22 protein-coding genes are annotated in these 26306 nt (G+C 38.2%); 20 read left to right on the top strand and 2 right to left on the bottom strand.

Going from position 1 to position 26306, the window contains the following annotated elements; translation table 11 throughout:
* Positions 1-53: 53 nt before the first annotated feature.
* The 4 genes from ACVHUV_RS15605 to ACVHUV_RS15590 all read left to right on the top strand — a co-directional run bounded on the left by ACVHUV_RS15605 (position 54) and on the right by ACVHUV_RS15590 (position 4260).
* On the top strand, positions 54-1349 hold the full coding sequence (locus ACVHUV_RS15605; RefSeq protein WP_462085218.1) for a sugar ABC transporter substrate-binding protein: 1296 nt from the start codon (positions 54-56) through the stop codon (positions 1347-1349).
* A 217-nt stretch (positions 1350-1566) separates the two neighbouring features.
* Positions 1567-2496: a carbohydrate ABC transporter permease gene (locus ACVHUV_RS15600; protein ID WP_462086925.1), complete on the top strand. Its 930-nt coding sequence runs from the start codon at positions 1567-1569 to the stop codon at positions 2494-2496.
* A gap of 33 nt (positions 2497-2529) precedes the next feature.
* On the top strand, positions 2530-3336 hold the full coding sequence (locus ACVHUV_RS15595) for a carbohydrate ABC transporter permease (protein ID WP_462085217.1): 807 nt from the start codon (positions 2530-2532) through the stop codon (positions 3334-3336).
* A gap of 30 nt (positions 3337-3366) precedes the next feature.
* Entirely contained in the window at positions 3367-4260 is an 894-nt protein-coding gene (locus ACVHUV_RS15590; protein ID WP_462085216.1) for a Gfo/Idh/MocA family oxidoreductase, read from the top strand.
* Between the two features lie 65 nt (positions 4261-4325).
* On the opposite strand, the gene ACVHUV_RS15585 is transcribed toward ACVHUV_RS15590, so the two are convergent.
* Positions 4326-5681 carry a GGDEF domain-containing protein gene (locus ACVHUV_RS15585; protein WP_462085215.1) on the bottom strand — a complete coding sequence of 452 codons (1356 nt, stop codon included), beginning with the start codon at positions 5679-5681 and terminating at the stop codon, positions 4326-4328.
* A 263-nt stretch (positions 5682-5944) separates the two neighbouring features.
* On the opposite strand from ACVHUV_RS15585, the gene ACVHUV_RS15580 reads away from it, so the two are divergent.
* The 16 genes from ACVHUV_RS15580 (at position 5945) to ACVHUV_RS15505 (ending at position 23845) form a co-directional block, all read left to right on the top strand.
* Positions 5945-6961, top strand: a complete 1017-nt coding sequence (locus ACVHUV_RS15580) for an NAD-dependent epimerase/dehydratase family protein (RefSeq protein WP_462085214.1) — start codon at positions 5945-5947, stop codon at positions 6959-6961.
* Positions 6962-8017 (top strand): dihydrodipicolinate synthase family protein, encoded by a 1056-nt coding sequence (locus tag ACVHUV_RS15575; RefSeq protein WP_462085213.1) that lies wholly within the window; start codon positions 6962-6964, stop codon positions 8015-8017.
* A 12-nt stretch (positions 8018-8029) separates the two neighbouring features.
* On the top strand, positions 8030-9028 hold the full coding sequence (locus tag ACVHUV_RS15570) for a zinc-dependent alcohol dehydrogenase (protein WP_462085212.1): 999 nt from the start codon (positions 8030-8032) through the stop codon (positions 9026-9028).
* Between the two features lie 151 nt (positions 9029-9179).
* Complete coding sequence (locus tag ACVHUV_RS15565; RefSeq protein ID WP_317942313.1) at positions 9180-10232, top strand: Gfo/Idh/MocA family protein; 1053 nt, start codon at positions 9180-9182, stop codon at positions 10230-10232.
* Positions 10233-11795: an FAD-dependent oxidoreductase gene (locus ACVHUV_RS15560; RefSeq protein WP_462085211.1), complete on the top strand. Its 1563-nt coding sequence runs from the start codon at positions 10233-10235 to the stop codon at positions 11793-11795.
* A 30-nt stretch (positions 11796-11825) separates the two neighbouring features.
* A complete protein-coding gene (locus tag ACVHUV_RS15555; RefSeq protein ID WP_462085210.1) occupies positions 11826-12668 on the top strand; it encodes a sugar phosphate isomerase/epimerase family protein in 843 nt (280 codons plus the stop codon).
* A 13-nt stretch (positions 12669-12681) separates the two neighbouring features.
* Positions 12682-13404: a hypothetical protein gene (locus ACVHUV_RS15550; RefSeq protein WP_317942310.1), complete on the top strand. Its 723-nt coding sequence runs from the start codon at positions 12682-12684 to the stop codon at positions 13402-13404.
* On the top strand, positions 13401-14375 hold the full coding sequence (locus ACVHUV_RS15545) for a Gfo/Idh/MocA family protein (protein ID WP_462085209.1): 975 nt from the start codon (positions 13401-13403) through the stop codon (positions 14373-14375). Before ACVHUV_RS15550 ends, ACVHUV_RS15545 begins: the two co-directional genes overlap by 4 nt.
* Before the next feature lie 50 nt (positions 14376-14425).
* The gene (locus tag ACVHUV_RS15540; RefSeq protein ID WP_462085208.1) at positions 14426-16198 is read left to right on the top strand and encodes an alpha-glucuronidase family glycosyl hydrolase; all 1773 of its coding nucleotides are present in this window, start codon (positions 14426-14428) and stop codon (positions 16196-16198) included.
* Between the two features lie 28 nt (positions 16199-16226).
* Complete coding sequence (locus ACVHUV_RS15535; RefSeq protein ID WP_462085207.1) at positions 16227-17819, top strand: FAD-dependent oxidoreductase; 1593 nt, start codon at positions 16227-16229, stop codon at positions 17817-17819.
* Between the two features lie 40 nt (positions 17820-17859).
* Positions 17860-18810 carry a GNAT family N-acetyltransferase gene (locus ACVHUV_RS15530; protein WP_462085206.1) on the top strand — a complete coding sequence of 317 codons (951 nt, stop codon included), beginning with the start codon at positions 17860-17862 and terminating at the stop codon, positions 18808-18810.
* A gap of 688 nt (positions 18811-19498) precedes the next feature.
* Entirely contained in the window at positions 19499-19846 is a 348-nt protein-coding gene (locus ACVHUV_RS15525) for a hypothetical protein (protein WP_462085205.1), read from the top strand.
* A gap of 143 nt (positions 19847-19989) precedes the next feature.
* Positions 19990-20442, top strand: coding sequence for a DUF305 domain-containing protein (locus ACVHUV_RS15520; RefSeq protein ID WP_462085204.1), 453 nt, complete (start codon positions 19990-19992; stop codon positions 20440-20442).
* A 181-nt stretch (positions 20443-20623) separates the two neighbouring features.
* Positions 20624-22081, top strand: coding sequence for an aldehyde dehydrogenase family protein (locus ACVHUV_RS15515; protein ID WP_462085203.1), 1458 nt, complete (start codon positions 20624-20626; stop codon positions 22079-22081).
* Between the two features lie 18 nt (positions 22082-22099).
* Positions 22100-22954 (top strand): methyl-accepting chemotaxis protein, encoded by an 855-nt coding sequence (locus tag ACVHUV_RS15510; RefSeq protein WP_462085202.1) that lies wholly within the window; start codon positions 22100-22102, stop codon positions 22952-22954.
* 192 nt (positions 22955-23146) lie between these two features.
* A complete protein-coding gene (locus ACVHUV_RS15505) occupies positions 23147-23845 on the top strand; it encodes a hypothetical protein (RefSeq protein ID WP_462085201.1) in 699 nt (232 codons plus the stop codon).
* Positions 23846-23939: 94 nt separating this feature from the next.
* Here ACVHUV_RS15505 and ACVHUV_RS15500 read toward each other — a convergent pair whose 3' ends face one another.
* Positions 23940-26156: an EAL domain-containing protein gene (locus ACVHUV_RS15500; RefSeq protein WP_462085200.1), complete on the bottom strand. Its 2217-nt coding sequence runs from the start codon at positions 26154-26156 to the stop codon at positions 23940-23942.
* Positions 26157-26306: the final 150 nt, after the last annotated feature.

The raw sequence follows: 26306 nt of genomic DNA, 5'->3' as shown, positions 1-26306 counted from the left end.
TCGTAATTTTATTAGGTTATAGGATGAACTAAAATTCGAAAGGGGTCATTTGGATGAAGAAGTTTCTGTTTTTACTAGTATTAATTTTAATGGGTGCTTTAATTGTTGGTTGTAGCGCAAACGAGGCAGACATAAAGGATAAAGAACGAGAAGAGACCAATAAAGAAGATGAAGGAAAAATTGAGACATCAGGTAAGGATGAACTATCTGGAGAAATAACGGTTTGGGCACATCCATTTACAGGAGACCAAGAAACTGAAGGAGCAATGTGGAAAGAAATCATTGCATCTTATGAACAGGAAACAGGTGTGAAAGTAAACTTCGAACAAATTCCTTGGGCAAATCGTGACCAAAAAGTATTGACAGCTTTAGCGGCGAACAATGGTCCGGATGTATTCTATGTAATCCCTGACCAAATGCCACAGTATGCTGATGTAGGTATGCTTTTAGAGTTAGATCCCTATTTAGAAGGCTTCGATATTGAAGATTTTGTAGATACGGCATTAGTGTCTACTACTTGGAAGGATAAATTATATGGACTTCCCATTCTACAAGAAGCCTATACTTATATTTATAATGTTGACGTAGTAAAAGCAATTGGTGAGGATCCAGAAAATTTGCCTGCAACTTGGGAAGAGTTTGAAAAATGGGCTGCAAAGGCAAAAGACAAAGGATTTTATGCAACAAGCTTTCAAGGTGGAGGATCAATGAATGGAACGTTATATCCATTCCTATGGCAAGCCGGCGGTAATGTTGTAACTGAGGATAACGAAGTTTTGATCAACAATGAAGCGGGTGTAGAAGCATTTACGTTTATTAATAATATGTATGAAAAAGGATGGATACCAGCAGATTCAATTACTGCAATGGAGCATGATGGGCTATGGGAAAGCGGAAAAATGTTAGCTGTGCAAGGTTCAGGCATTTCAGTTAGCCGCTTATTAAGCCAAGATAATTTTGAATTTGTAATTGCACCACCGATGAAACATAAAGAACAATTGACGTATGGAACAACGGGTATGTTTGTGGCACCGGTCAATACAGATAATCCAGCTGCGGCTGCAGAATTCATAAAAGTGATGACAAACACAGAAAATCAAAAGAAATTTAACACGGTTACTCAATATATTCCTACGCGTGAATCTGCAAAAGATATCTTTGGTGAACAAAAGTATCTTGAGCAGCTTGCAGGCTATACGCAATATGCATTACCTGGCGTGATCCACCCACAAGGACGCACCATTATGCCATTGATTCAAGCGGAAATTCAAGCAATGTTAGAAGGGAAGAAAACACCACAAGAAGCCGCGGATGCAGCTGCCGAAGCCGTTAAGGGAAAAATGAATTAAAAAAGCGATTTTTGGTTACACATCAATGAAACCAACGTACCATTCATAAAATAGTTCGTATAACAAAGAGCTTGATCAGGTAACGATCAAGCTTTTTGTTACTACCTGGCCGAATCAAACTGTCTTAACACAACTACCCCCCTCAAATTTCAACATTCAACTAGCTAAATTATAGAAGTGGGGAACTTCCGCTGAAACAAGTGAAAGGGTGAGTACACTGAGTAATATACTAAGCTCTAAAAAGAATAAGATCTCTCTAGGAAAAAAACTTAAGCGTGAGTGGAAGCGCAATGCGATTGTTTATATCGTTTTAATTCCAGTCATTGCCCATTTTATTGTTTTTCAGGTCTATCCATTTTTATTGAGTTTTTACCTAACTTTTATGGACTGGAGAATAATTGGTGATCCAGAGTTTGTCGGGCTAAAGCATTGGAAGTATTTACTGACAGATAAATTGGCTTGGAAGGCTATTTGGAATACAGTCATGTTTTCAGTCTATTATATTCTACCAACCATGGCTTTAGGATTACTCCTTGCAGTCATTATTAACTCGCGTGTAAAGTTCGCGGGCTTCTTCAAGGGAATATTTTTCTTGCCGGTAGTGACGTCATTTGTCATCATCGCAGGGATTTGGGGCTGGTTATTTGGAGGTACAGAAGTAGGGATGGTTAACTACATCCTAAGCTTCGTTGGCATTGAACCACAGTTGTTTTTATCGAACTCTAGCCAAGCACTCGCAGTATTGGCAGGACTTAGTATTTTTAAAGTAGCTGGAACAACGATGATTTACTATTTTGCAGGACTGCAGTCAATTGATCGTGGATTGTATGAAGCGGCACGGATAGATGGTGCTTCATCCTTTAGAATATTTTGGAATATAACGTTTCCGTTATTAAAACCTATTCACTTTTATGTATTGATTACAACAACAATAGGATCCTTTCAAATTTTTGATTCGGCCTATTTACTAACAGGCGGAGGCCCAAGTTACGCAACGACAACAATTGTTTATTATTTGTATGAACAAGGATTTACTAGCTTGAATTTAAGTTATGCTGCGGTATTATCCTATGTATTATTCTCGATTATTTTAATCATCTCATTGATTCAACGAAAATACTTGGGGCAAGATTCCAAACATTACTAAAAGAGTTAATGTGCGTAGAAAGGAGACTGCAAAATGGTTAAAAAGATTATTACGTATATAGCGTTATTTGTTTTAGGATTCTGTTTTCTATTGCCCTTTACCATTATGATTTTAGGATCCTTAAAAGATGTTCAATTTGCACAGATAGATCCTCTGTTTTGGATACCGGACCCTCCAACAATGAAAAACTATATTTATATAATGAGAGACGGTATGTTTTTACGATGGATTCTCAACTCTGTAATTATTACCGTTATTCCGGTAGCTAGTCAAATGCTATTTTGTGCGGTTCTTGGTTATATTTTTGCAAAGAAACAATTTTTAGGCCGAGAAATTCTATTTTGGATTTTCATGGCGGTGATTATGATTCCTCAACAACTATTAATTATTCCTAAGTATATTATGTTCTCTGACTTCGGATGGATCAATACATATTGGGCGTTAATTGTTCCGGAATTGTGGGGGATTATGGGAGTATTTTTAGTTAGACAATTCCTTCAAAGTATACCAAATGATTTGGAAGAGGCGGCTTATATTGATGGCGCTAATGATATCCAGATATTTTTCAAAGTTATTTTGCCACTCGCTGTACCAGTTGTTGCGACAGTCGGTACATTTTCATTTATTTCCAACTGGAATGATTTATTCCAACCACTAATTTATTTGACGCAAGAGAAAATGTTTCCGATTACCCTTGGTTTAGCCTCTATGCTTGGAAAAGAAGGGAACTTTGGGATTGAAATGGCTGGTTCTGCCGTGTCATTTATACCTACATTCCTCATATTCTTGTTCTTCCAGCGCTATTTCACGGAAGGTATTCAAATGTCTGGAATGAAATAATTTAGGTGCACAGTAAAGGAGTGGGAGAGTTTGAAGCTCGGTATAATAGGGCTCGATACATCACATGTAGTTGCTTTTACGAGACTATTAAATAATCCAAACGAAAGATATCATGTGCCGGGGGGAGAAGTAGTAATTGCTTTTCCTGGTGGATCACCTCATTTTGAACTGAGCATCTCTCGTGTGGAGGCCTTTACACAAGAGCTTAGGAGCCAGTTTGAAGTAGAAATTGTGGATACGATTGAACAAGTTGCCCATGTAAGTGATGCTATTTTTTTAGAATCCGTAGATGGCGCAGTTCATCATGAGCAATTACAAAAAGTAGTTGCGTTCAAAAAACCAATATTTATAGATAAACCTTTTAGTATAAGTTCGAAAGTGGCAAATGACATGATACAACTAGCTGCAAAATATGAAACAGCGATTATGAGTACATCAGCGCTACGCTATGCTGAGAATTTAACAAAAGCTATTCGTAATACGAATAAGGGAAAAATTATAGGTGCAGATTGTTTTGGGCCAATGGAGATTCAAGATAGTAAGCAAGGATTTTTTTGGTATGGCATTCATATGGTCGAAATGCTGTTCACTGTATTAGGTAGCGGTTCAAAGTCGATAAAGACCATCACGAATCCAGAGCATGACGTAATTACGGGCGTCTGGAAAGACGGTCGTATTGGGACCATTAGAGGCAATCGAGTAGGGAATAATCAGTTTGGTGTATTAATACATTTTGAGCTAGGTACCGAGTATATAGATATTAGTTTAAACGAAAAACCATATTATGCCAGTTTGTTAGAACAGGTATTGGATTTTTTTCAAGATGGTATTCCCAAAGTTCCTTTAAATGAAACAAAAGAGATTATCCGTTTTGTTGAAGCGTGCAACGAAAGCAGCTTATCTGGAAAAACAGTCATCTTATAACAAACAAAGAGAATAAAGTGTATATAAAAAAGCCGAAGGTAACAACCCCTATCGGCATCTGTAAGTTAACTATACTCTTCATCTAAAAAACTTAGTCGGTAAATACGGCGGGGTCTTCCTTTATGCGATACTTTCTCTTCACCGATAATCGTTACCAATTCGGCATCCGTCCATTTTAGTAGGATTCTATTAGCACTCCTTATCGTTATATTGAGTGTGGACGCTAATTCTTGACCTGTGTACTCAATTTTTTTATGTCTAGAAACGCGTGCCATTAGCTTTGTCATGTAGGATGCAGACATACCTGCTTTTGCAGCTTTTTCTAGTAGTTGTGGATCGGTAATTACTAAATTATATCTTTCGTATTGTTTGTTAGTCATTACATCGACAGGTCCCAAAACACTACGATCTTCACGTACGATATAACAAACGTTGCCACCTAACTCTTTGGATTGTCGAAGTGCTAAACGAGCGTGATTGCCTGCCTCGGCAGCAGTACGACCAAAGCCAACACCCAGACTTATTGTAATGCCAAGTTCACTTTTGACATCCTGCAGTAAAGGGATAAATTTATACCCTCTCGTTTCACGTTCAAATATGCCACGAGTTGTAATGAATGTATATTCTTCGCCACCTAAATTGAGTAGATACCCATCAAGCTGTTTAATATAATCCAGAAGCATTTGTTGGATACTTAATTTAAATAATTGAACATCATGCTCAGAAGAATAATTTACTGTGACTCCTTTAAAATTATCAATGTTAATGAGGCCGAAAACAATTTGAGATTCTTTGTTTCTTCGTGTAGTCGTTGCTAACAAAGCTCTTTCTAATGAAATAGTCAAATCTTGCTGAGTCGGAGTTACCCATTCATTGGGGATGCCTCTAGCGGATAGATGTTTAGAAACTTCTTGAATTCCTGTAAGTGCAATTGAATTGTTTTTTTGATGATTGTCCACATGAAACTGAACGACTTCTTCAATTATCGTATTTGCCGAAGGGTTTTTATAAGTAATCAGTTCGCAATTATCTTCTTCAAGCTCTATTAAAATTTGTTCAACATACTTAACTTCAACTGTATCAATGGACAAGGATTTTAAGCTATATCCATTTTTAATAATAAATAACGATCTATATAATCCGGTGCCCATAATCGGCATATGGTGCACAGGTATTATAAAGTCCACTGCTTGTTTGACGATATTGTATGAATGATATTCGGTGAACATTAGAACTTCAACAACATCCATTAGTTCCCTTGTGATATCAATAAGTAGACTATCGGGATTGATTACACGGAAAACGGGTTTGAAATTAGGAAAGTTTTTTAAGGTTTCACGTGTTTGATTGACAAGCGCTTCTGGACCTATTATCCCGATATTTATTTCTGATCTATCTGAAATTAAATGATCTTTTTGCATAAATTCATCCCCATTCACCATTTTAGTCATATGAATCTTTGAAATCATGTCCTTTAATATAATATTTAGTTCATAATACTTTTTAATAGGTAGTCTGTCAAAAACAAGGCAATATAAAGTGAAACATTGTTATTGTTCTAATCTATTAAAAGACCACATAAAGACTTGTCTTTTAATGAACGTGTACATACAATTAAAAAGAGTGAAAGTTGAAATATTTAGGTTGCTAGCTAAAAGCAGAAATAATAAATAGGAGTGGTAAAATGAAGACGCTTACAGAACTAGACGATTTTATGACAGCGCCATCACTAGAGTTGATTGAAGATTTAAAATTAGTAGACGGGGATATTATCATTTTGGGTGTGGGAGGAAAAATGGGGCCAACGCTAGCGAAAATGACGAAACGTGCCATAGATCAAGCTGGCTTGGACAAAAAGGTAATTGGTGTTTCTCGATTTTCATCAGAGAATTTAAAAAACGAGTTAGAGGAATTTGGCATTGAAACGATTGCAGTCGATTTGTTAAAAGACGAACAATTGCAATCACTACCAGATGTTAAAAACGTAATTTTTATGGCGGGTAATAAATTTGGTACTGCTGGCAACGAACATTTCACATGGGCAATGAATGCTTATTTACCTGGTAGAATCGCAGACAAATTTAAGAACTCTCGAATAGTTGCATTTTCTTCTGGGAATGTGTATCCACTCACAAATGTTGTGAATGGTAATTGTTCTGAAGATACACCGGCAAGTCCGATTGGAGAGTATGCACAATCGTGTTTGGGAAGAGAGCGTGTTCTGACAAACTTTTCACGAACGAATGACACACCAATGCTCATCTTACGTTTGAATTACGCAATAGACTTGAGGTACGGAGTATTACTTGAAATCGCTAAGCATGTGTTCGAAGGTACGGCCATTGATCTAACAATGGGGAGTGTCAATGTTATATGGCAAGGAGATGCCAACGAATATGCTGTAAGATCTTTATTGCATTGCGAGAATCCTCCTAAAATATTGAATGTGACTGGGCCAGAGACGATCTCAGTTCGCTGGTTGGCAAAGGAATTTGGAAAACGATTTGACAAAGAAGCAGAGTTTATCAATGAAGAACAGTCGACAGCATTATTAAATAACTCCTCTAAAGCACATCAATTATTTGGCTATCCAAAGGTACCACTACAACAAATGATTGATATGACAGCAGAATGGTTGGTTAACAAAGGAGAAACGCTTAATAAGCCAACTCATTTTCAAGAGCGCAAAGGAGAGTTTTAAATGTTGAATCCTGCGGTTAAAGAAAGTTTACACAAAGGGGCAGTTATACCGGCTCACCCTTTAGCGCTAACAGAAGATCGCCAGCTTGACGAAGCCGGTCAACGAGCACTTACTCGTTATTATATTGATGCAGGAGTAGGCGGGATTGCTGTTGGCGTCCACACAACACAGTTTGAAATACGTGATCCACAGTTCAATTTATTCGAAAAGGTTTTAACGATTGCGATTGAAGAGATGAAGAAAGCACAGGTTCCAAATTCATTTATTAAGATCGGTGGAATTTGTGGACCAGTAGAGCAGGCTATTGAAGAAGCGAAGTTTATCAAATCAATTGGTTATGACATTGGATTGTTGAGTATGGGTGGGTTACAAAACGTTACCGAGGAAGAGTTGCTACATAGGACTGAAAAAATTGCAGAGATTATCCCGGTTTTTGGATTCTATTTACAAACGGCAGTTGGTGGCCGAATACTTTCGTATGACTTTTGGAGAAAACTTGCGAATATCCCGAATGTTCATGGCATAAAAATAGCACCTTTTAATCGCTATCAAACTTTTGACGTCGTCCGTGCGGTTTGTCACTCTGAAAGAAATGAAGAAATCGCAATTTATACAGGAAATGATGACAATATCATCAATGACTTGTTAACAACCTATCGAATTACTGTAAACGGTGAACAGGTAGAGAAACAGATTGTAGGCGGTTTACTTGGACATTGGTCAGTGTGGACGAAAACAACAGTGGATATTTTTAATACAATAAAAGACATTCGAGGAACAGGGCAGATTCCAAGCGAGCTCTTAACATTGGGACAAGAAATAACAGATGCGAATGCTGCATTTTTCGACCCAAGCAATCAATTTACAGGTAGCATTGCAGGTATCAACGAGGTGCTGTCAAGACAAGGACTTTTAAAGGGGCGTTGGTGTCTACTGGAAAAGGAAAAACTGAGTCCAAATCAATTGGAAGAAATAGACCGTGTCTATGACGAATATCCACATTTACATGATGATGCATTCGTGAAAGAGAACTTGGCCAAATGGTTCAAAGAGTAAGGAGCAAATCAAATGAAATCTATTGTTACGAGTCATCAAAAAGTCCATATTATCGAGATTGCTAAGCCAACTATCGAACATTCCTACGTATTGGTGAAAACATTACATTCTGTGATTTCACCTGGGACGGAACTTAGCTTAGTCGGAATAAGTAAGGATAGTGAAATATCATTAGGTTATAGTGCAGTAGGAATTGTTGAAGAGTGCGGGGAAGATGTAGAGACATTCCAAATAGGTGATATTGTCGCGTGTTACGGAGCACCCTATGTTGGTCATTCGGAGTTTTTATTAGTCCCGACAACATTGTGTGCGAAGGTCCCAGCTAAAGTAGAGCCAAAGGAAGCCGCATTAGCAGGGATTGGCGCGATTGCGATTCATGCACTTAGAGTTGCAAAGCTTGGTTTTGGCGAAACGGTTGTAGTCGTTGGTTTAGGATTACTAGGTCAAATGATTGCTAAAATTGCTGCCGCAGCCGCATATGATGTAATTGCTTTCGACGTTCAATCAGAACGAGCCGCAATGGTCAATGGAGAAATGGGAATTCGTTCATTTTCAACGATGTCGGAGATGGAAGCAGAAATAAAGAAATGTACGCAAAGCAATGGAGTAGATGCCGTTCTATTATGTGCAGGTGGCAAGCGCTCCTCGCTAACAAGCCAAAGCTTAGAATGGATTCGTAAGCAGGGGAAAGTGGTAATTGTGGGAGACATTGAACCGGATTTCCCTCGCCAATTGATGTTTGCAAAGGAAGCACAAATCCTTATTTCCAGAGCCGGTGGTCCAGGACGCTATGATCCGGTATATGAAAAGCAAGCTATCGATTACCCATATGGCTACGTACGATGGACGGAAGGTAGAAACGTAGCGGAATATTTACGGCTAGTAAGCGAGAAACGTATCCATGTACTACCCTTCCTTATGGATGAGGTCGATTTTAATGATGTACCTACTGCATACGATGATTTGATGAATAAAAAATCATTAACAAAAATTATTAACTATATATGTTGACGTTTAGAACTCTAACTATAACACGTGTGGTGCCTACAGCGATAAGTCGGACAAATATCACGGTGTCTATCTTATAAATTCGATTACACATGTAATCGCTCATTCTGAATTTTATAAAGTATCATTAGTGAATTAAAAGGAGGGTTTACAAATGTTAAAGGTTGGAGTTATAGGGGGAGGTTCTATATCAGCGTTTCACATTAAGCCATACGTAGAAAACGTTGGAGTAGAGTTGGTAGCATTATGTGATAAAAATGCAGAACGTCTAGCGATAGCAGGCGAACTGTATGGTGTAAGTGGATTGTATAGCAACTATGAAGACTTATTAGAGAATCCGGAAATCGATGCCGTTAGTATTTGTACATGGAATAATACCCATGCAGAGATTGCTATCGCTTCATTGGAAGCAGGAAAACATGTTTTGGTTGAAAAGCCATTGAGTATGACTGTCGAACAAGCCTTAGCTGTTGAAGAGGCAGTCAAGAGAACGGGTAAAATTCTACAGGTTGGATTTGTCAGAAGGCATGGAGATAATACGAAAATACTAAAACAATTTATCGATTCAGGTGATTTCGGGGAGATGTATTATGCTAAGGCTTCCTGTATCAGAAGGCTTGGCAATCCTGGAGGTTGGTTTAGTGATCAGTCAAAATCAGGCGGAGGGCCGCTTATCGATTTAGGCGTTCATATGATTGACATATGCTGGTATTTGATGGGCAAACCGCGCCCTGTCTCAGTGAGTGGAAATACTTACTCAAAGCTGGGCAACCGAAGCAATATAAAAAACTTATCATTCTATCAAGCGGCTGACTATGACGCGGCATTAAATAATGTCGAAGATCTAGCAAATGCCCTCATTCGTTTTGACAATGGCGCTTCTTTATTTGTAGATGTTAGTTTTACGCTACATGCTAAAGAAGACGAATTATACGCTAAATTATTTGGGGAAAAAGGGGGAGCAGAAATCGAGCCACAATTAGCGATGGTGACAGAAAAAAATAATACCATTCTAAACATTACGCCGCAAATTGATAATCTTAGTTTTGATTTTGAGAAAGCCTTTACGAATGAAATCAATCATTTCGTTGACTGTTGTATAGAAGGAAAAGAAACGATAGCACCTGTTGCTGACGGCGTGCAAATTATGAAAATGCTAAACGCTGTCTATGAATCAGCAAAAACAGGCAAAGAAGTGTATTTGTAAATGGATACGTTGAAAAAAGATCTTGTCATTATAGGTGCTGGTCTAGGCGGTTGCGCAGCAGCATTATCGGCTTGTGCTAATGGATTAAATGTCGTGTTGACGGAAGAAACTGATTGGATTGGTGGTCAAGTCACTTCACAAGGGGTACCACCAGATGAACATCAATGGATTGAAGAGTTCGGCTCAACACGGAGATACCGGGAATATCGTAGTAAAGTACGCGAAACGTATTTGCGAGCAATGGATGTCACGGTTCAGAACACAGCATTTAATCCGGGGAACGGTTTAGTGAGTAAGATTTGCCATGATCCAAGAGTTAGCTTACATGTATTAAAAGAAATGCTTTTGCCGTACGTCTTAACAAATCAGCTAACGATTCAGTTGAATACAATTGTTACATCGGTTGAAAGAACTTGTAGAACAGTGATGAACGTAACCTATCAAAATACACTGACAGGAAAATTAGGTAAGCTGGCTGCTCCGTATTTCATCGATGCTACGGAGGCCGGGGACCTATTGCCACTCGCCAATATCGAATTTGTAACGGGTGCAGAAGCGAAGTCTGTTACAAAAGAGATACATGCATTAGAAATCTCGGATCCGAATGATATTCAAGCATTTACTTATGTACTTGGAATGGAATATAGAGAAGGAGAAGATCACACAATCCCTGAGCCGGAGATGTACTCATTTTGGAAAGAGTTTCATCCGGACATATGGCCTGAAAAATATTTGAGTTTCTTCGCTCCACACCCGATCACGAAAGAGAAAAGAGAGTATACGCTATTTCGTGAAGAGCAGGGGTTTCCACTCTGGGAATACCGACGTAGCTTTGATAGAAAACAATTTACAACTCCTGTTTATACGGGTGATGTAAGTTTAATGAATTGGCCACAAAGTGACTACTTTTTAGGAAATATTTATGATGTCACAGAAGAAGAAAAAGAAAGAAATATTTACCAAGCTAAACAGCTTAGCTTATCCCTTCTCTACTGGCTACAAACCGACGCCCCACGACCCGATGGTGGCAAAGGATACCCGGGGTTAAAACTGCGTAAAGATTTATTCGAAACGGAAGATGGCTTGGCAAAAGCTGCTTATATAAGAGAGTCAAGGCGAATCAAAGCAGAATATACAATTGTGGAACAAGATGTTTCCCCTGAATTTAATGATGGAAAAACAGGCAAGTTATACGAGGATCGGATTGGAATCGGGTCCTATAGTATTGATTTACATCCGAGTATGACAGGGAGAACGTATTTTGATGTTGATGCCTTACCATACCATATTCCATTAGGTGCGCTAATCCCGAAGGATACAGATAATTTATTGGCAGGTTGTAAAAACATAGGGACAACACATATCACAAATGGCTGCTATCGACTTCATCCAACAGAGTGGAATATTGGAGAAGCTTGTGGGGCATTAGTTTCTTTTTGTATGAAAGCGAAGGCAAAACCAAGAGAAGTTCGTGAAAATAGTCAGTTGTTAATGGAATTTCAAACGAAGCTAAGAGCAGAGGGCTTTGAACTTGAGTGGCCTAAAGAGTTCTACAAAGATTGAAATTCTATCAAGCACGAGTGGGGGGATATTATGAAAATTAGTGTGAGTATGTATAGTTTAGCAACAACAATAAAAAAAGAACACTGGTCGGTTGAACAATTTATTGACTATGCAAGTATGATTGCAATTGATGGTGTAGAGCTACTCGATGTGTACTGGGAAAACAAAGCAGATATAACTGAAGAACTGGACCGAGTAAGAGTTGCTTTAAAAAAATATAACTTACGCGTGTCTGCCTATGACATTATGAATAGCTTTGTAAAAGAAACAAGGGAAGAACGCGCTGAAGAAGTAACTGCCGTTGTGAATGCAATTCAAGTGGCAAAAAAACTGGGCACAAATATTGTTCGTATATTTTCTGGAGATGCCAAGGAAGACTTAACCTTTGAAAAAGGATTCGCTTGGATTATTGAAAGTTTAAAAGAATGTGCACGAACTGCTGAAAAAGAGCAAGTATATTTAGCGATTGAAAATCACGGATTATTGGCTGGTAAGAGTAGACAAGTAAAAGAGATTATTGATGCAGTGAATAGTCCGTATGTAAAATCAACATTTGACACAGGAAACTTTTTGCTTGTTCATGAAAAGCCGACAAAGGCGTTTGAGCAGCTAAAAAACGATATTGTGCATGTTCATTTTAAAGACTTTCGTGCAAAAACGGCAAACGAATCTGTTCGTGGGTTTTTATCAACAGATGGTTTGGAACTAATCGGTGTAATACCTGGTGATGGTGAAGTCGATCTGAATTATATTGTAGAAGGTTTAAAAAACATTCATTACGACGGTTGGTTATCGATAGAGTATGAGGGGCATGACGATGCAAAAAAAGCGAATGCAGAGGCGGTTAATCGTTTAAGAAACCTATTGAATTAGGAGGCTTGCAACAATGATGAAAATTATACTTGGCGGCTTGGAGAAACTCGACTTTAGCGCAACAGCAGAAAATATCCGAGTAGTAGAATCAGTAGAACAATTATTGAAGAAAAACAATGATGAAATTACATATTTCTCAACTTTGACAGAAGAAAATAGTAATGCTGTAGTTCGTAATCCAGAAAACGTTTATATTCCGGCAACTAGCCTATTAGAAAGCCATAAATCGTTAGGATTACACATTTATTTTGATTTGGAAAGCTATCCGTTTTATCAAAAGGTGAAAGAAATAATTAGTAAAGAAGATCAACCAAAAGGTGTTTTCCGTTTTAGGCGAACTGTACAGCATGATCGTAATCACTCGTTACTCACTGGTGATTTATATACCTTGTCATCATTATTTGGCAAGCCACAAGATATCCGCGTAAAACAAACAGACCAATCTGTTACACCATCCCATACGATTATTTTGATGAACTTTGGTGGAGGAACGATGGCCCATATCGAATACACGGTAAGTGATCGGGAGCGCATCGAACTTGAGTGGAGTGGGATAAAAAAAATAATCGAGTTTGATAGTGATCAGATGGTATCCATTCAGTCAACAAGAAAGCCGGCCCAACCATTAGCTTATTCAGTTGACGCTATTTTAGCATGTGCACAGAAAGTAGATCAGGAACTTATTGACCGATTGAATGATTTTAGCAGGCTTATCGATGGAGGTGTCTATTCATGAAGATTGGGATAATGAGTTTCGCACATATGCACGCATATAGTTATGCTAACGCATTAACTAAATTACAAAACGTTGAATTAGTAGGCATTTTTGATGACGATATCGATAGAGGAATAGAAGCGGCCGAAACGTATCATACAACACATTATAGTGACCAAGCTGGATTTCTAGCATTAGACATGGATGCTGTCATTGTTTGTAGTGAAAACAATCGTCACAAAGAAATGGTTTTGCATGCAGCGAAAGCTAAAAAGCACATCTTATGTGAAAAACCAATTGCGACGAATCTTGCAGATGCACAAAAAATGATTCAAGCATGTAAAGATCACAATGTGATTTTGCAAATTGCTTATCCAGTAAGATTCAGTTCACCCATTCAGCAACTAAAAGAAATGATTGATAACGATGAGCTAGGTGAAATTATTGCCTTTCGGACGACAAATCGCGGACAAAATCCGGGTGGTTGGTTTATCGATGAGGACCAATCAGGTGGTGGTGCTGTCTTAGATCATACAGTGCATATGGTAGATATTATGCGCTGGTATTTAAATGAAGAAATCTCCGAAGTGGAAGCGATTGTCGATTCATATTTTCATGGAATAGATATTGATGATGCGGGACTTTTGACTTTTGAATTCGCAAATGGAGTAGTCGCTTCGCATGATGCAAGCTGGTCTCGTTTTACAGAATACCCATCATGGGGTGATGCAACAATTGAAGTCATTGGAACAAAGCAAACTGTGAAAGTGGATGTATTTCAAGAACACTTTAGAATGTTTACCAATGATAAAAAATCATTGGAGAATGTTTTTTGGGGAAATGATATGGACTTTGGATTGATACAAGATTTTGTTAACTGTGTGAAAGAGGGAAGAGAACCGTCAATCACGGGTTATGACGGGTTGAAGTCATTAGAGGTTTCACTGGCGGGATACGAATCAAGTAAGTTGAATAAGACGATTCACTTATAATTACCGATAAATAAGGCACTAGTGATTATCAATTTTGATAGGAAACGATAGTGCTTTTTTCTGTTCTTTGCTTTGCGATAGGGCGAATAGTAAATAAAAAACATCTATTGGAAAAGGTGCTGAGAATCATGGACGAAATTATTTATTGGAATCAGCATGAAACAACTTTGTTTGCTGTTGAAGAGTTAAGAAGGTTGATGCGCAATGCTGGATATGAATGTACGATAACAGATTCCGGAAGGTCGTCCAGTCATATTGAAAATAGTAATAGAAAAATTCACTTGATCACAACAAATGAATATCATGCCACTTGTAAAGATAAAAAAATAATCACAATTAACGATGATGGATTTGCGTTGTTTAAGTCTAGCAATGATGTGTGGATTATCGGTAATGAGGCACGTTCGATTCTATATGGCGTTTATATGTATTGTAGAATTCGTTTTGGCTATGAGTGGACTCGTTTGGATGAAGAACGCATTGTGGATAAAGATATACCTACACATGAACAACTGTATATTCATGAGCCGATGTTTGCTAGGCGAGGTAATATTATCGAAACCATTAATGATCCTAATTATATTAACGCTCTTATTGATTGGGGTGTGAAGAATGGTCAAAATGAATACTTTTTCACATTCTTTTTATGGAATGACATCAAATCATACGTGTCCTCTACGTTGAGAAAACGGAATGTTCATGTAACTTTAGGTGGACATAGCTTAAGCTTTTTACTAAATGAAATACAAGAAAAAACAAGTGATAGTGAACTTAAACAGAACGATAAATTGAAGTTTTTTGCTGAAAATACGAAGCTTCAAGATAAGGTTATTCAAAAAATAGTAGACATCTGTATGGAAAATGAAGTGATTACGAGAGTCTCTTTATGGCCAGAGGATATCGGAATTGATGAGAAAAATGGAAGCGAGTTTTTACCGACATATATTCGATTTACCGAAAAATTGAAAGAAGCTCTCCAGAAGAACAAATCACAAGTAGGTGTGGAATACATTGTCTACAATGCAGGTTTGTCTTGGAATATGTTAGAAAGAAAAGAGCAAATGGAATCCTCGTACCATGTCGATGTATTGTATGCCTTTTGGGGAAGGGATTATTCAACCTCAATTGACTCCAACGAACCTAAACAAAAGAGAGCATATGAAACATTGCAGGATTGGAATAAGGAAGCCATTAAAAAAGGCCGATCATTAACTGTTCTAGAATATTATAGTGATCATTTTATGTTATCCGAACTGTTCCCTCCATTACTGACAAGAATTCAGCAGGATTTACATGATTACAAAAAATTGAATATACAAGGCGTTTTAAATTTAATTGTACCGACGCATCAAAAACGAAAACATCCTGAAATAGAGGAAAACTATCCATGGAAATGGATTCACCATCTCAATAATTATTTATACGCTAGAATTGCCTGGGGCGAAGAATACAAGGTCGTTGTCAAAGAATACTTTAACGTACTGAATGAAGACAAAGAGGCATTTCAACAAATGTTTATCGAACTGGAAAAACTTATTTCACAGCACACGAAGTGGAATGCTCCCCTATTTCCAGCACGGCTTGTTGACCCGGAAAAAGTACAAGACCGGATAAACTATCCTCAAATTCCATTGTACTTACGTGAAGTTTATAAACGTTTAGCTGAGTGGGATTTAACGGAGACAGAATCATTATTAGCGATTCAAACAAAAGATAACTTAACATCATTTACAACGAAAGAAATGATGTTAATTTATTTTTATTATCTAAAAGAGGTAGCTGGAATTCATGCAGAAGCATGGACATTAGAGGTAGAACATTAATACAAGAAAGGTAAGCGGAGGTCTATAAATGGGTATTAGCAATCTACATTATTACGTACCCACCCAAAAGGTGGACAATCAAACTTTAATTGAAAAAGAGCTTATTATTTACGGCGGTACACCAGCAGGGTTAACGGCAGCTGTTCAAGCAAAACGGATGGGTATAACGGTTGCAATAGTGGAGTTTAGCAAAAATATTGGTGGGATGACTGCCAGTGGATTGGGTGCGACAGATCTTGGTGCGGAAGATGCAGTTGGTGGTCTTTCGCGTGAATTTTATCAAGAAATTGCAAAGTATTATCACAAAGAAAAGCAATGGACATTCGAACCTAAAGCAGCTCAATTTGTGTTCAATCAATGGATGAGAATATATGATATTCCAGTATATTTGAACCAACATTTAGCGGAAGTAACGGTAGAAAATAAGCAGATTACTGAAATTGTCATGGAAAACGGAGCCCGATATAGTGGGAAAATCTTTATGGATTGTAGTTATGAAGGTGATTTACTCGCCAAGTCAGGTGTTTCTTATTTTGTTGGACGCGAATCCAATGCAACATATCAGGAAATATATAATGGCATTCAGTTTGGTGCGCCGCATCATAAATTCGAAAAATGGATTGACCCTTATGTTGTTGAAGGACAACCGAAAAGTGGCGTTTTGCCAGGGATTACAGAAGATGATCGTGAACAATTGGGCTATCAAGGGCAAGGAGATCATCGGATTCAAGCGTATAATTTCCGCATTTGCTTGACAAAAGATCCAGAGAATAAGTTACCTTTCCCAAAACCAGCTCATTATGATGACAAACGATACGGACTTTTACTGCGCTATATTCAATCTGGAGTTTGGGATGCCATGAAACTTCATACGATGTTGCCGAATGGCAAGTCAGATTTAAATAACTATGGAGCGATTTCAACAGATCATATCGGGATGAATTACGATTGGCCGGAAGGAAGTTACCAAAGACGTGAGGAAATCTTTCAAGATCATGTAAATTATGATATGGGAATGTTGTACTTTTTAGCGAATGATTCGCGCGTTCCAGATGCAATACGTCAGGAAGTGAATGAGTGGGGATTGCCGAAAGACGAGTTTATAAAAACGGGAAACTGGCCACATCAGTTGTATATTCGTGAAAGTAGACGAATGATTTCTGATTATGTCATGACGGACCGTAATTGCCTGCAACAAACTTTTGTTGACGATTCAATCGGTTTGGCATCGTTCCATATGGATTCTCATAATTGCAGACGCGTCGTCATTGATGGCCGATGTGTGAATGAGGGGGATGTTCAAGTTCCCATTGGCCCTTATGAAATTTCATATCGATCCATTCGTCCAAAAGCTACGGAATGTACCAATTTACTTGTCCCGGTTTGCTTATCAAGCTCTCATATTGCGTATGGATCCATTCGAATGGAACCCATCTTCATGATTCTAGGCCAGTCGGCAGGTGTGGCTGCAGCTCTTGCTATTCAGCATGAAACAACTGTACAAGATGTCAATTACGAGGAGCTAAATCAGGAGCTTCTAAAGGCTAATCAAGTCGTTCGATGGGGGACAGGTATGGTTGATGATCCGATAAAACGAATGGAAGAAACGTTTGGTAAATAAAATACACAAAGAAAGATTATTTATCTAATGGAGGATTCATATGAAGATACTATCTTGGAATCATGATCGCTTGGACGAGCTAGTTGAGTTGTGGAATAAGGAATTGGCCGAAGACTTTCCAATGCGTAAAGAGTTATTTGAGCAAAATAGTTTTAATGATAAAAACGTTTCCTATGAAGATTCACATATCGCTGTAGATGAACAAGACCATGTCATCGGCTTCGTTATCGCTAAACACTGGAAAGAAGAAATCGATGTTAAAATGGATGACAAAAAAGGTTGGATTCAAGTGCTTTTAGTAGATCGTGACCACCGTGGAAAAGGAATTGGAACAGAGTTACTTGAACGTGCAGAAACAGGATTAAAGGAAAAAGGAGTTGTGACCATGCAATTGGCTGGTGATCCTTTTCATTATTTCTCAGGCATTCCAGAACAATATCAAGATGCACAAAAATGGGCAGAGAAAAATGGTTATGTTAAAAAATTAGACACCTATGATTTAATAAACCATTTGGACAAAAAGTATCCTTTCCCAGAGATTGATTCTGTTACCTTTTCAATACTAAAAAGAGAAGAGGAAGCAGAATTCATTTCATTCTTAGAAAGGTGTTTCCCGGGAAGATGGGAATATGAAGCCATTAAATACTTTGAAATGAACGGGGATGGCCGAGAGTTCGTCGTCCTTAAAAAGAAGGATCAGATTATCGGATTTTGTAGAATTAATGATTCCCACTCGCCATCAATTGCACAAAACGTTTATTGGAGTCCGCTTTTTACCCGAGAAATTGCTGGGATTGGTCCATTAGGAATAGATGCAAATGAACAAAAAAAAGGCTATGGATTAGCAATTGTTCAAGCAGCAATGACATATATTCAAGAAAGAAATATCGAAACAATTATCATTGACTGGACAATCTTAGTGGAGTTCTACGAAAAACTAGACTTTAAAATATGGAAAAGCTATGGGGTTTATTTGAAAGATATTAAGTAATATTTCCATAAAGGAGTTGAACAAAACGTCATAATAATTTCACCTTATGGTCAACTGAATTTCGATCTCTTTTGCAAGCAAAAAACGCGCGATATAATAATATTGAAGTAAAGAGGCTCGGATAAAACATAAAAAAATGCATGAAGGCAAAATTCGCCAACATGCATTTTTATGCTTTTATAATGTTTCTTTTTCATTTTCATGAGTGGATCGGAGGGGAAAGAGACCGACTCCTCGAAAATGCTGATGCATTACCTTCGTTCGATGCTTATTCGACGAAGTCTATTCATTGTCCTGAAGGATTTAGCGCGAATGTTGAGTCCTACAGGGAAAATCGTCACGTAGAACGGCATGTGGGAGCCAATCGAACTCTTCGTTGATCGATTGGCTCGAGCGCGCCCCGCAGAAAGCGTGTCTTTTGGAGCGCAGAGGAATGGATATTTAGAGTTTTGTCCCAGCTTTGTTTTGTTTATTACATGTACAAGGTTTCATAGAAAGAAAGGTTGGAATGTGAACGGTCTTCAAATTTGTTGCATATTAATCATTTCCTTATACATTAACAAGTATTAGTTGTATTAGTACGAGTAAATTTTTGTGATTTGAGAAGCTAGCTAAGAATTTGTAACAAAAAGAGTCATTGCGCGTCTGACTACTATAATACTATTTTAAAAACTAGGAGGAGTCTACTATGAGCAAAAGCCGCTTTCTTTATACAGCGATTGTATCTGTCACAACAGTAATGAATGTGTTTGCCGTTTTATGCATTCTTTTTCCGTTCCTTGCTCAACAAGTACAAAATCTTTCTCCACTTGTTTACGTTTATATGTATCTTGATCATTTACAGTTCACGACGATTGCATGTAGTGTCTTGCTGGCATTCCCTATAATTTATGTACTGTCAAGACGTTTCCGCACGCATAAAGCGCAGTTAATTGTCATAGGTATTCATCTTGTATTGTTAACGTCGCTAGTAGTTATCGTTTATTTCAACCAGGATTATTTAAATGAAATAATGCTTCGACCGACATATGAATGATTATTGTTTTGTGTAGTCGGTTGTGCAGTCAATTACCGATGAGCTAAGTCATGAGATGAATTTTAGGTACGTGCAGACTTTCTGCATATTTAGGGGGTAGAGGAGACAGGAACTCAATCATTTCATGAAAGGAGATCTACAGTATGAAAAGTTACGGAAGGTTTGCGATGATGATTGTGACATCCACAGTTATCATGTTTGGATTGATGTATTTGAACACATATGCACTCGACCATGTATTCTTCAGTGAAACACGACTGTATATGGCTTTGCTGATGGGAGCTACAATGGCAATGATTATGATGGCATTCATGTGGAAAATGTATGCGAATAAAAAGTTGAATGTTGGAATTTTAGGCGTAAGTGTAATCATTTTTGCTTTGTCATTGTATTTAGTCCGCAGTCAGGCGACTATTGAAGATACATCTTGGATGAAAGCGATGATTCCGCATCATTCAATTGCCATTTTAACGAGCGAACGCGCAAAGATATCAGATCCACGTGTGAAAGATTTAGCGGACAAAATTATTGAAGCGCAGAAGAAAGAAATTGAAGAAATGAAGGTATTAATTGAAGAGTTGGAGCAACGTGAATGAATTGTCTACTATCGTTAATTTGAATATGTGCAACAAAGGATAAAAAGACGTCAATGAAGGCGTCTTTTTGTTTTAATTATTTAGAATAAAAACACATTAGTATAGAACTAAAGAATACGGTAAATTTTTCCGATAGTAATATTGTATGCTAATAACCAATTTGTGTTTTAGGGGGAAAGTCATGTTAACGATACAAACATTAAGTAAACAGTACATTAATGGCTCCTGGAGAGATGGAGGAAGTCGTAATAAGCTTGTAAATGTTGATCCATACTCGGGTGAAGAACTTGCAAGTATGAAGATCGGGACAATAGAGGATGTCGACCAAGCTTATAATGCGTCATTTCGTAGTCAGAAAGAATGGGCGCACGTAAATGCCTATAAGAAGCGTACCATTTTAGAAAATGCGGTCGCTTATATTGAACAGCACGAAGAGGAAATTACAGAGATAATTATTCAAGAATTAGGCGCAACTAGACTTAAAGCGGCTTTTGAGATTGGCCTAGTCAAGAACATGATTAAAGAGGCAGCTACGTTCCCGCTAAGAATGGAAGGGAAGATATTGCCTTCGACAGAAGATCATAAGGAAAATAGATTGTACCGTGTACCGGTTGGAGTTGTGGGTGTCATAAGTCCATTTAATTTTCCTTTTTTCCTATCCATGAAATCTGTTGCACCTGCTTTAGGTGCGGGGAATGGCGTTGTCCTTAAACCACATGAAGAAACACCTGTCACTGGTGGGACACTAATAGCTAAGATTTTTGAAGAGGCTGGATTGCCTTCTGGGCTATTAAATGTTGTCGTAACAGATATTAAAGAAATCGGTGATGCTTTCATTGAGCATCCGATACCTCGAATAATATCGTTTACTGGATCTACTCAAATTGGACGACATATTGGTCAAGTTGCTATGAAAAATTTCAAAAAACCTTTGTTGGAATTAGGTGGAAATAGTGCATTCATCATTATGGCGGATGCAGATATTAATTATGCTGTAAATGCGGCCACTTTCAGCAGGTTCACGCATCAGGGACAAATTTGTATGTCTGCAAATCGGATTGTTGTCCATAAAGATGTATATGAGGAATTTATCAAGAAATATAAAGAAAAGGTTTCATCCCTAAAGGTCGGTGATCCGAAAGAGGCTGACACCATTATTGGACCAGTTGTAAATAAGCGACAGGCATCCACATTGAAGTCGTACATTGATAAAAGTATTGAAGAAGGGGCTTCTATTATATTAGATGGTTCCATTACTGGTAACTTGGTTGCGCCAACAATTATAGGAGATGTTACACCGGATATGACGGTAGCTCAGGAAGAGTTATTTGGACCAGTTGTGTGCGTCATGCAATTTGAAACGGAACAAGAAGCAGTTAACATTGCGAATAATACACGTTTCGGATTGAGTGGAGCGATCCATACGAGCAATCTTGAAAAAGGTGTTGAAATGGCTAAGAAAATTCATACGGGTATGATTCACATCAATGATGTAACGATAAATGACGAGCCCATTGTTGCGTTTGGAGGAGAAAACCAATCTGGAATTGGACGGCTAAATGGGCAATGGAGTTTGGATGAGTTTACTACAATGAAATGGATATCATTAAATTTTGGACAACGAACCTTTCCATATTGAAGTAGGGGGTACAGACAATTGACGAAGCATGATACAGCGACGAATGTTGAGATTTTAGATGCTTTCATAAAGATAGCACCTTATTTAAATCGCTTAATACAAGATGATATTACAATAGGGATTTACGATACAAAACAATTGTTGTTAAATATACCAGGGGAAACGTTTGCATTGGATGTGTCTGTAGGTGATCCGTTAGCGCCGGGAGATATTATAACAGAAGCTCTAAGAGAAAATAGTGACAAAGTCGCCATGGTGCCCAAAGAGCTTTTTGGATTTCCATTGATTGCTCGGGCCATTCCCCTTCACGATGATCACGGCAATATTGTCGGTGGAGTAGGAATAGGGACAAGTCTTCAAAAATCTAATGAATTGTTCATGGTTGCCGATAGCTTATCTGCAATTGTTGAGGAAACCGCTGCTTCTCTCGATGACATTGCAAATTCTGTTACTAATTTAGCAGATCAAGTAGTCGATGCAAATGAAATAATCGCAGAAGTAATGACAGGAACTGATGAAATTGGAAACATCTCTTCGGTTGTTAAAGGAATATCTGATCAAAGCAATCTCCTTGGGCTGAATGCTGCGATAGAAGCAGCAAGGGCTGGTGAACAAGGTAAAGGATTTTCAGTAGTAGCTGACGAAATCCGTAAACTCGCAACCAATTCAAAAGAGAATGTTTCGCAAATTGATCAAGTTATCCAACGAATTACTTCTGCTGTAGATGCGTTAAACAAATCATTCTCAACGATTAATGAAGTATCTTCCAATCAAGCGGCAGCAATCGAAGAAATTTCAGCAACTGTTCAAGAAATCAGCCGGAATGCTCAAAGTTTATCTTCCATGGCAGAGAATACATTAGAGAATCAATAATGAAGTACAAAACGACCAGAACTTAACTGCTAAGTTCTTGGTCGTATTTTTTTGCTGATAATAAATTATTTAAAAGTCAGTACATGGTGAGAGAGGTAATTTCGCAATTTCCGTTATCACCTATTACGTTTGTACAAGCGACACACCTTTCATTGAATATAGTAAGAAAGAGTAGAGAAGGAGGTGAATTGAATGAGATATCACTATAAACCTATTCGATGTGTGCAAGCTACTCCAGTTGATTCTTGTTTTAATCCATGTAGAGCTTGCCCGCCAGGTCAACGAGGCCCACAAGGTCCTGAAGGTCCACAAGGTCCAGCGGGTCCAGCAGGCCCACAAGGTCCTGAAGGTCCACAAGGTCCAGCGGGTCCAGCAGGCCCACAAGGTCCTGAAGGTCCACAAGGTCCAGCGGGTCCGGCAGGCCCACAAGGTCCAGCGGGTCCAGCAGGCCCAGAAGGTCCAGCGGGTCCTCCAGGAGGTGTGCTTGGTGCAGCTTATATTTATGACACAACACTACAGACGCTTGAAGAAGGTGACGCTGTAACATATGATACAAACGGTAATATCACGCCTCCAGGATTTGTCACACATACACCAGGTGCTGCTGAAATCACAATTAATGAAACAGGAACGTATTTAATCACGTATGAAGTTACTCCTCGTACTGGGACATCTGCATTTGCGTTATTCAACGGCGTATCGCAAATTGATGGGACAGCCTATGGGACAACTGCGGGTAACCAACCATATGTAGGACAGCAAATTGTGACGTTAACCGCTGGTGATGTTCTTACTGTAAGAAATCTAGATGGCCAAACGGTATTAGACAATGAAATTTCACCAGACATTCCAGTCATCAGTGCTTCCATTGTGATTGTGCAATTAGCGTAAATAGTTGACTTGTTTATGTGGCAAATCATACAGAAAGCCGAACAGATTGTATACTCTTATTCGAGTATACAGTCTGTTTTTATCGGTTATATATTTACTCTACCTGTAATAATTTCCTAATTTCTTTAGCTGGAAGTGGTTTGTAGAGAAAAAAACCTTGCACAATTGTACAGTTGTGGTCTTTTAAAAACTCTAATTGATCCAAAGTTTCCACACCTTCAGCGATGACTTCCATTCCTAAATTGTGTGACAAGTCTATGATTGTTTGTACAATGATGGCGTTATGTTGATCCTTCATCATATCTGCAATGAATGACCGGTCAATTTTAATGAAATCGATTGGAAGATGTTTGAGGTAATGAAGCGAATTGTGTCCTATCCCAAAATCATCAATACTAATCGCGATACCGATCTCTTTTAGCTTTCTTACAACGTTAATGGAGGATTCGTCTTCCATAGCTATATATTCTGTAATTTCAACGCCTAAGTATTGAGACTTTAGCCCAGTTTCTTCTAATGTTTGTTCGATGAATTGTACGAGGTTCGTTTTATTGAACTGTTGTGAAGAGAGGTTGACATGGACTTGGATGTGTTTCAAACCGTCGTCCTGCCACTTTTTGTTCTGTTTACATACTTCAGCGATAACCCACTCACCAATTTTTGTAATGTACCCGTTTTCCTCAGCTAACGAAATGAAACGATTAGGTGCGAGATGGCCGAGTGTCGGATGCTGCCAACGAATTAACGCTTCCAACCCAACGATCTCTTGCGTACAACTATGAAGTTGAGGCTGATAATACAGAATAAATTCGTTTTGTTCAAGTGCTCTTCGCATGTCCATCTCAAGTATAGAGTCACCCATCAGATCAGTTAACGTATCTGTGGAATGAAGAGCATAGCGATTTTTCCCAAGAGACTTCGCTTGATACATGGCATTATCCGCATAAATAAGAAATTTTTCTTTAGGTATAGGGTGATCGGGATATATTGCAATTCCTATACTCGCTGTTGTGTAAATTTTTTCGTCATGTACATAAAAGGGTTCTTGGAAAAGCTTAATAATCGTATCGGCTTTATTAGCTATATCAGTTGCGTCTTCAAAATCTCGCAGTAACATGACAAACTCATCGCCACCCATTCTGCCAAGTATATCTTTTTTTCCTAAGCACCCAGCTAAGCGTTTGCTTACTTCGATCAAGAGCTCGTCTCCATATGAATGACTAAAATTATCATTTATGATCTTAAAGCGATCAAGATCAATGAACAATAAAGCTAATTCATTACCTTTTCTAAATGCTTTATGTTCTTCAATAAAAGCAGATAGTTCCTTGTTGATGAAGCGCCTGTTAGGTAAATTTGTTAACTCATCATGAAACGCTAAATAGTTATATTTCTCCTCCAGTAAGTACCGTTCAGTAATATCTCTGAACTGTCCATAAGCCCCAATTAAGCGCGTGTTTTCAAAAATAGGATAGGCATCAAACAAACAGACAACAGTATTTTCTTCTGCGTTTAGGAAAGGTATCTCTTCATCTGTAATAATTTTTTCCTGTTCAAGTACTGCTTTAAAATAGTGACCGACTAAATGAAATTGATGTATAGGAAGCCCAAGTAAAGATTCCTTTTGGTTTAAGATTTGTTCTGCGAATAGGTTGGATGTTGTTACAACTCCATATTCATCTGTAATGATAATTCCGTTTTTTGTTCGTGTTAGGAGGATTTGATTTAATATATCGAGTTTTTTATTTTGTTTTCGAAGCAAAAGCTCTCTTTCAATCGAATCAACAGTTAGTGCTAGCATTGTTAATAATAATGGGTTCTGAAATGGAAGAGGTGTCATAATAGAAATACTGCCAAGTAGTTTCGTCTCGCCTTTTACATGAAAAGCCGTTCCATAACATGCCACATCGTGTAGAACAGAATGGTAATGCTGGTCGCCGATAATGCTAACAGGGTGTTTTTGTTCCAAAGAGAGTGTCACGACGTTTGTACCTGTATCTTCTTGAGAAAATTGACTGCCTGCAACAATCCCAAATTGTTCAATAGCTGCTTTAATTGTTTCGTCTCCAGTTACGTCAATCAAGTAACCATCTGCATCAGAAACGACTACAAGAATAGGTGTTCCTTTTAAAGAATCAAGAAGCTTGTTAGAAAAGAAGCGGACCACTGATAAAATTTCGCGATAGAAAGTCAATTTCTCTTCAAAAGCTACTTCGCATAGAAATTTTTTTGGTTTTGCTACTTTGTCTGGGTCCATTCCAGCCAATTTACATTTTATTTTTGACTCTTTTATGTAATGTGGTTCTGTCATGTGGAATGCCTCCATCGTGAGTGATAAGGAATCGTGACGTCGAAGATATTGTTTATTTCTCAGGAAATAAATGTCTGTGTATCTGGTTGTTTAAGATGTCGTGAAAGCAGTGTATCCAGTATACATGGCAACTAAACTGAAAGTGTTCCT

Source organism: Sporosarcina saromensis, from assembly GCF_054901285.1.
The sequence above is the reverse complement of the archived record's forward strand: the minus strand, read 5'-3'. Positions and strand labels throughout refer to the sequence as shown.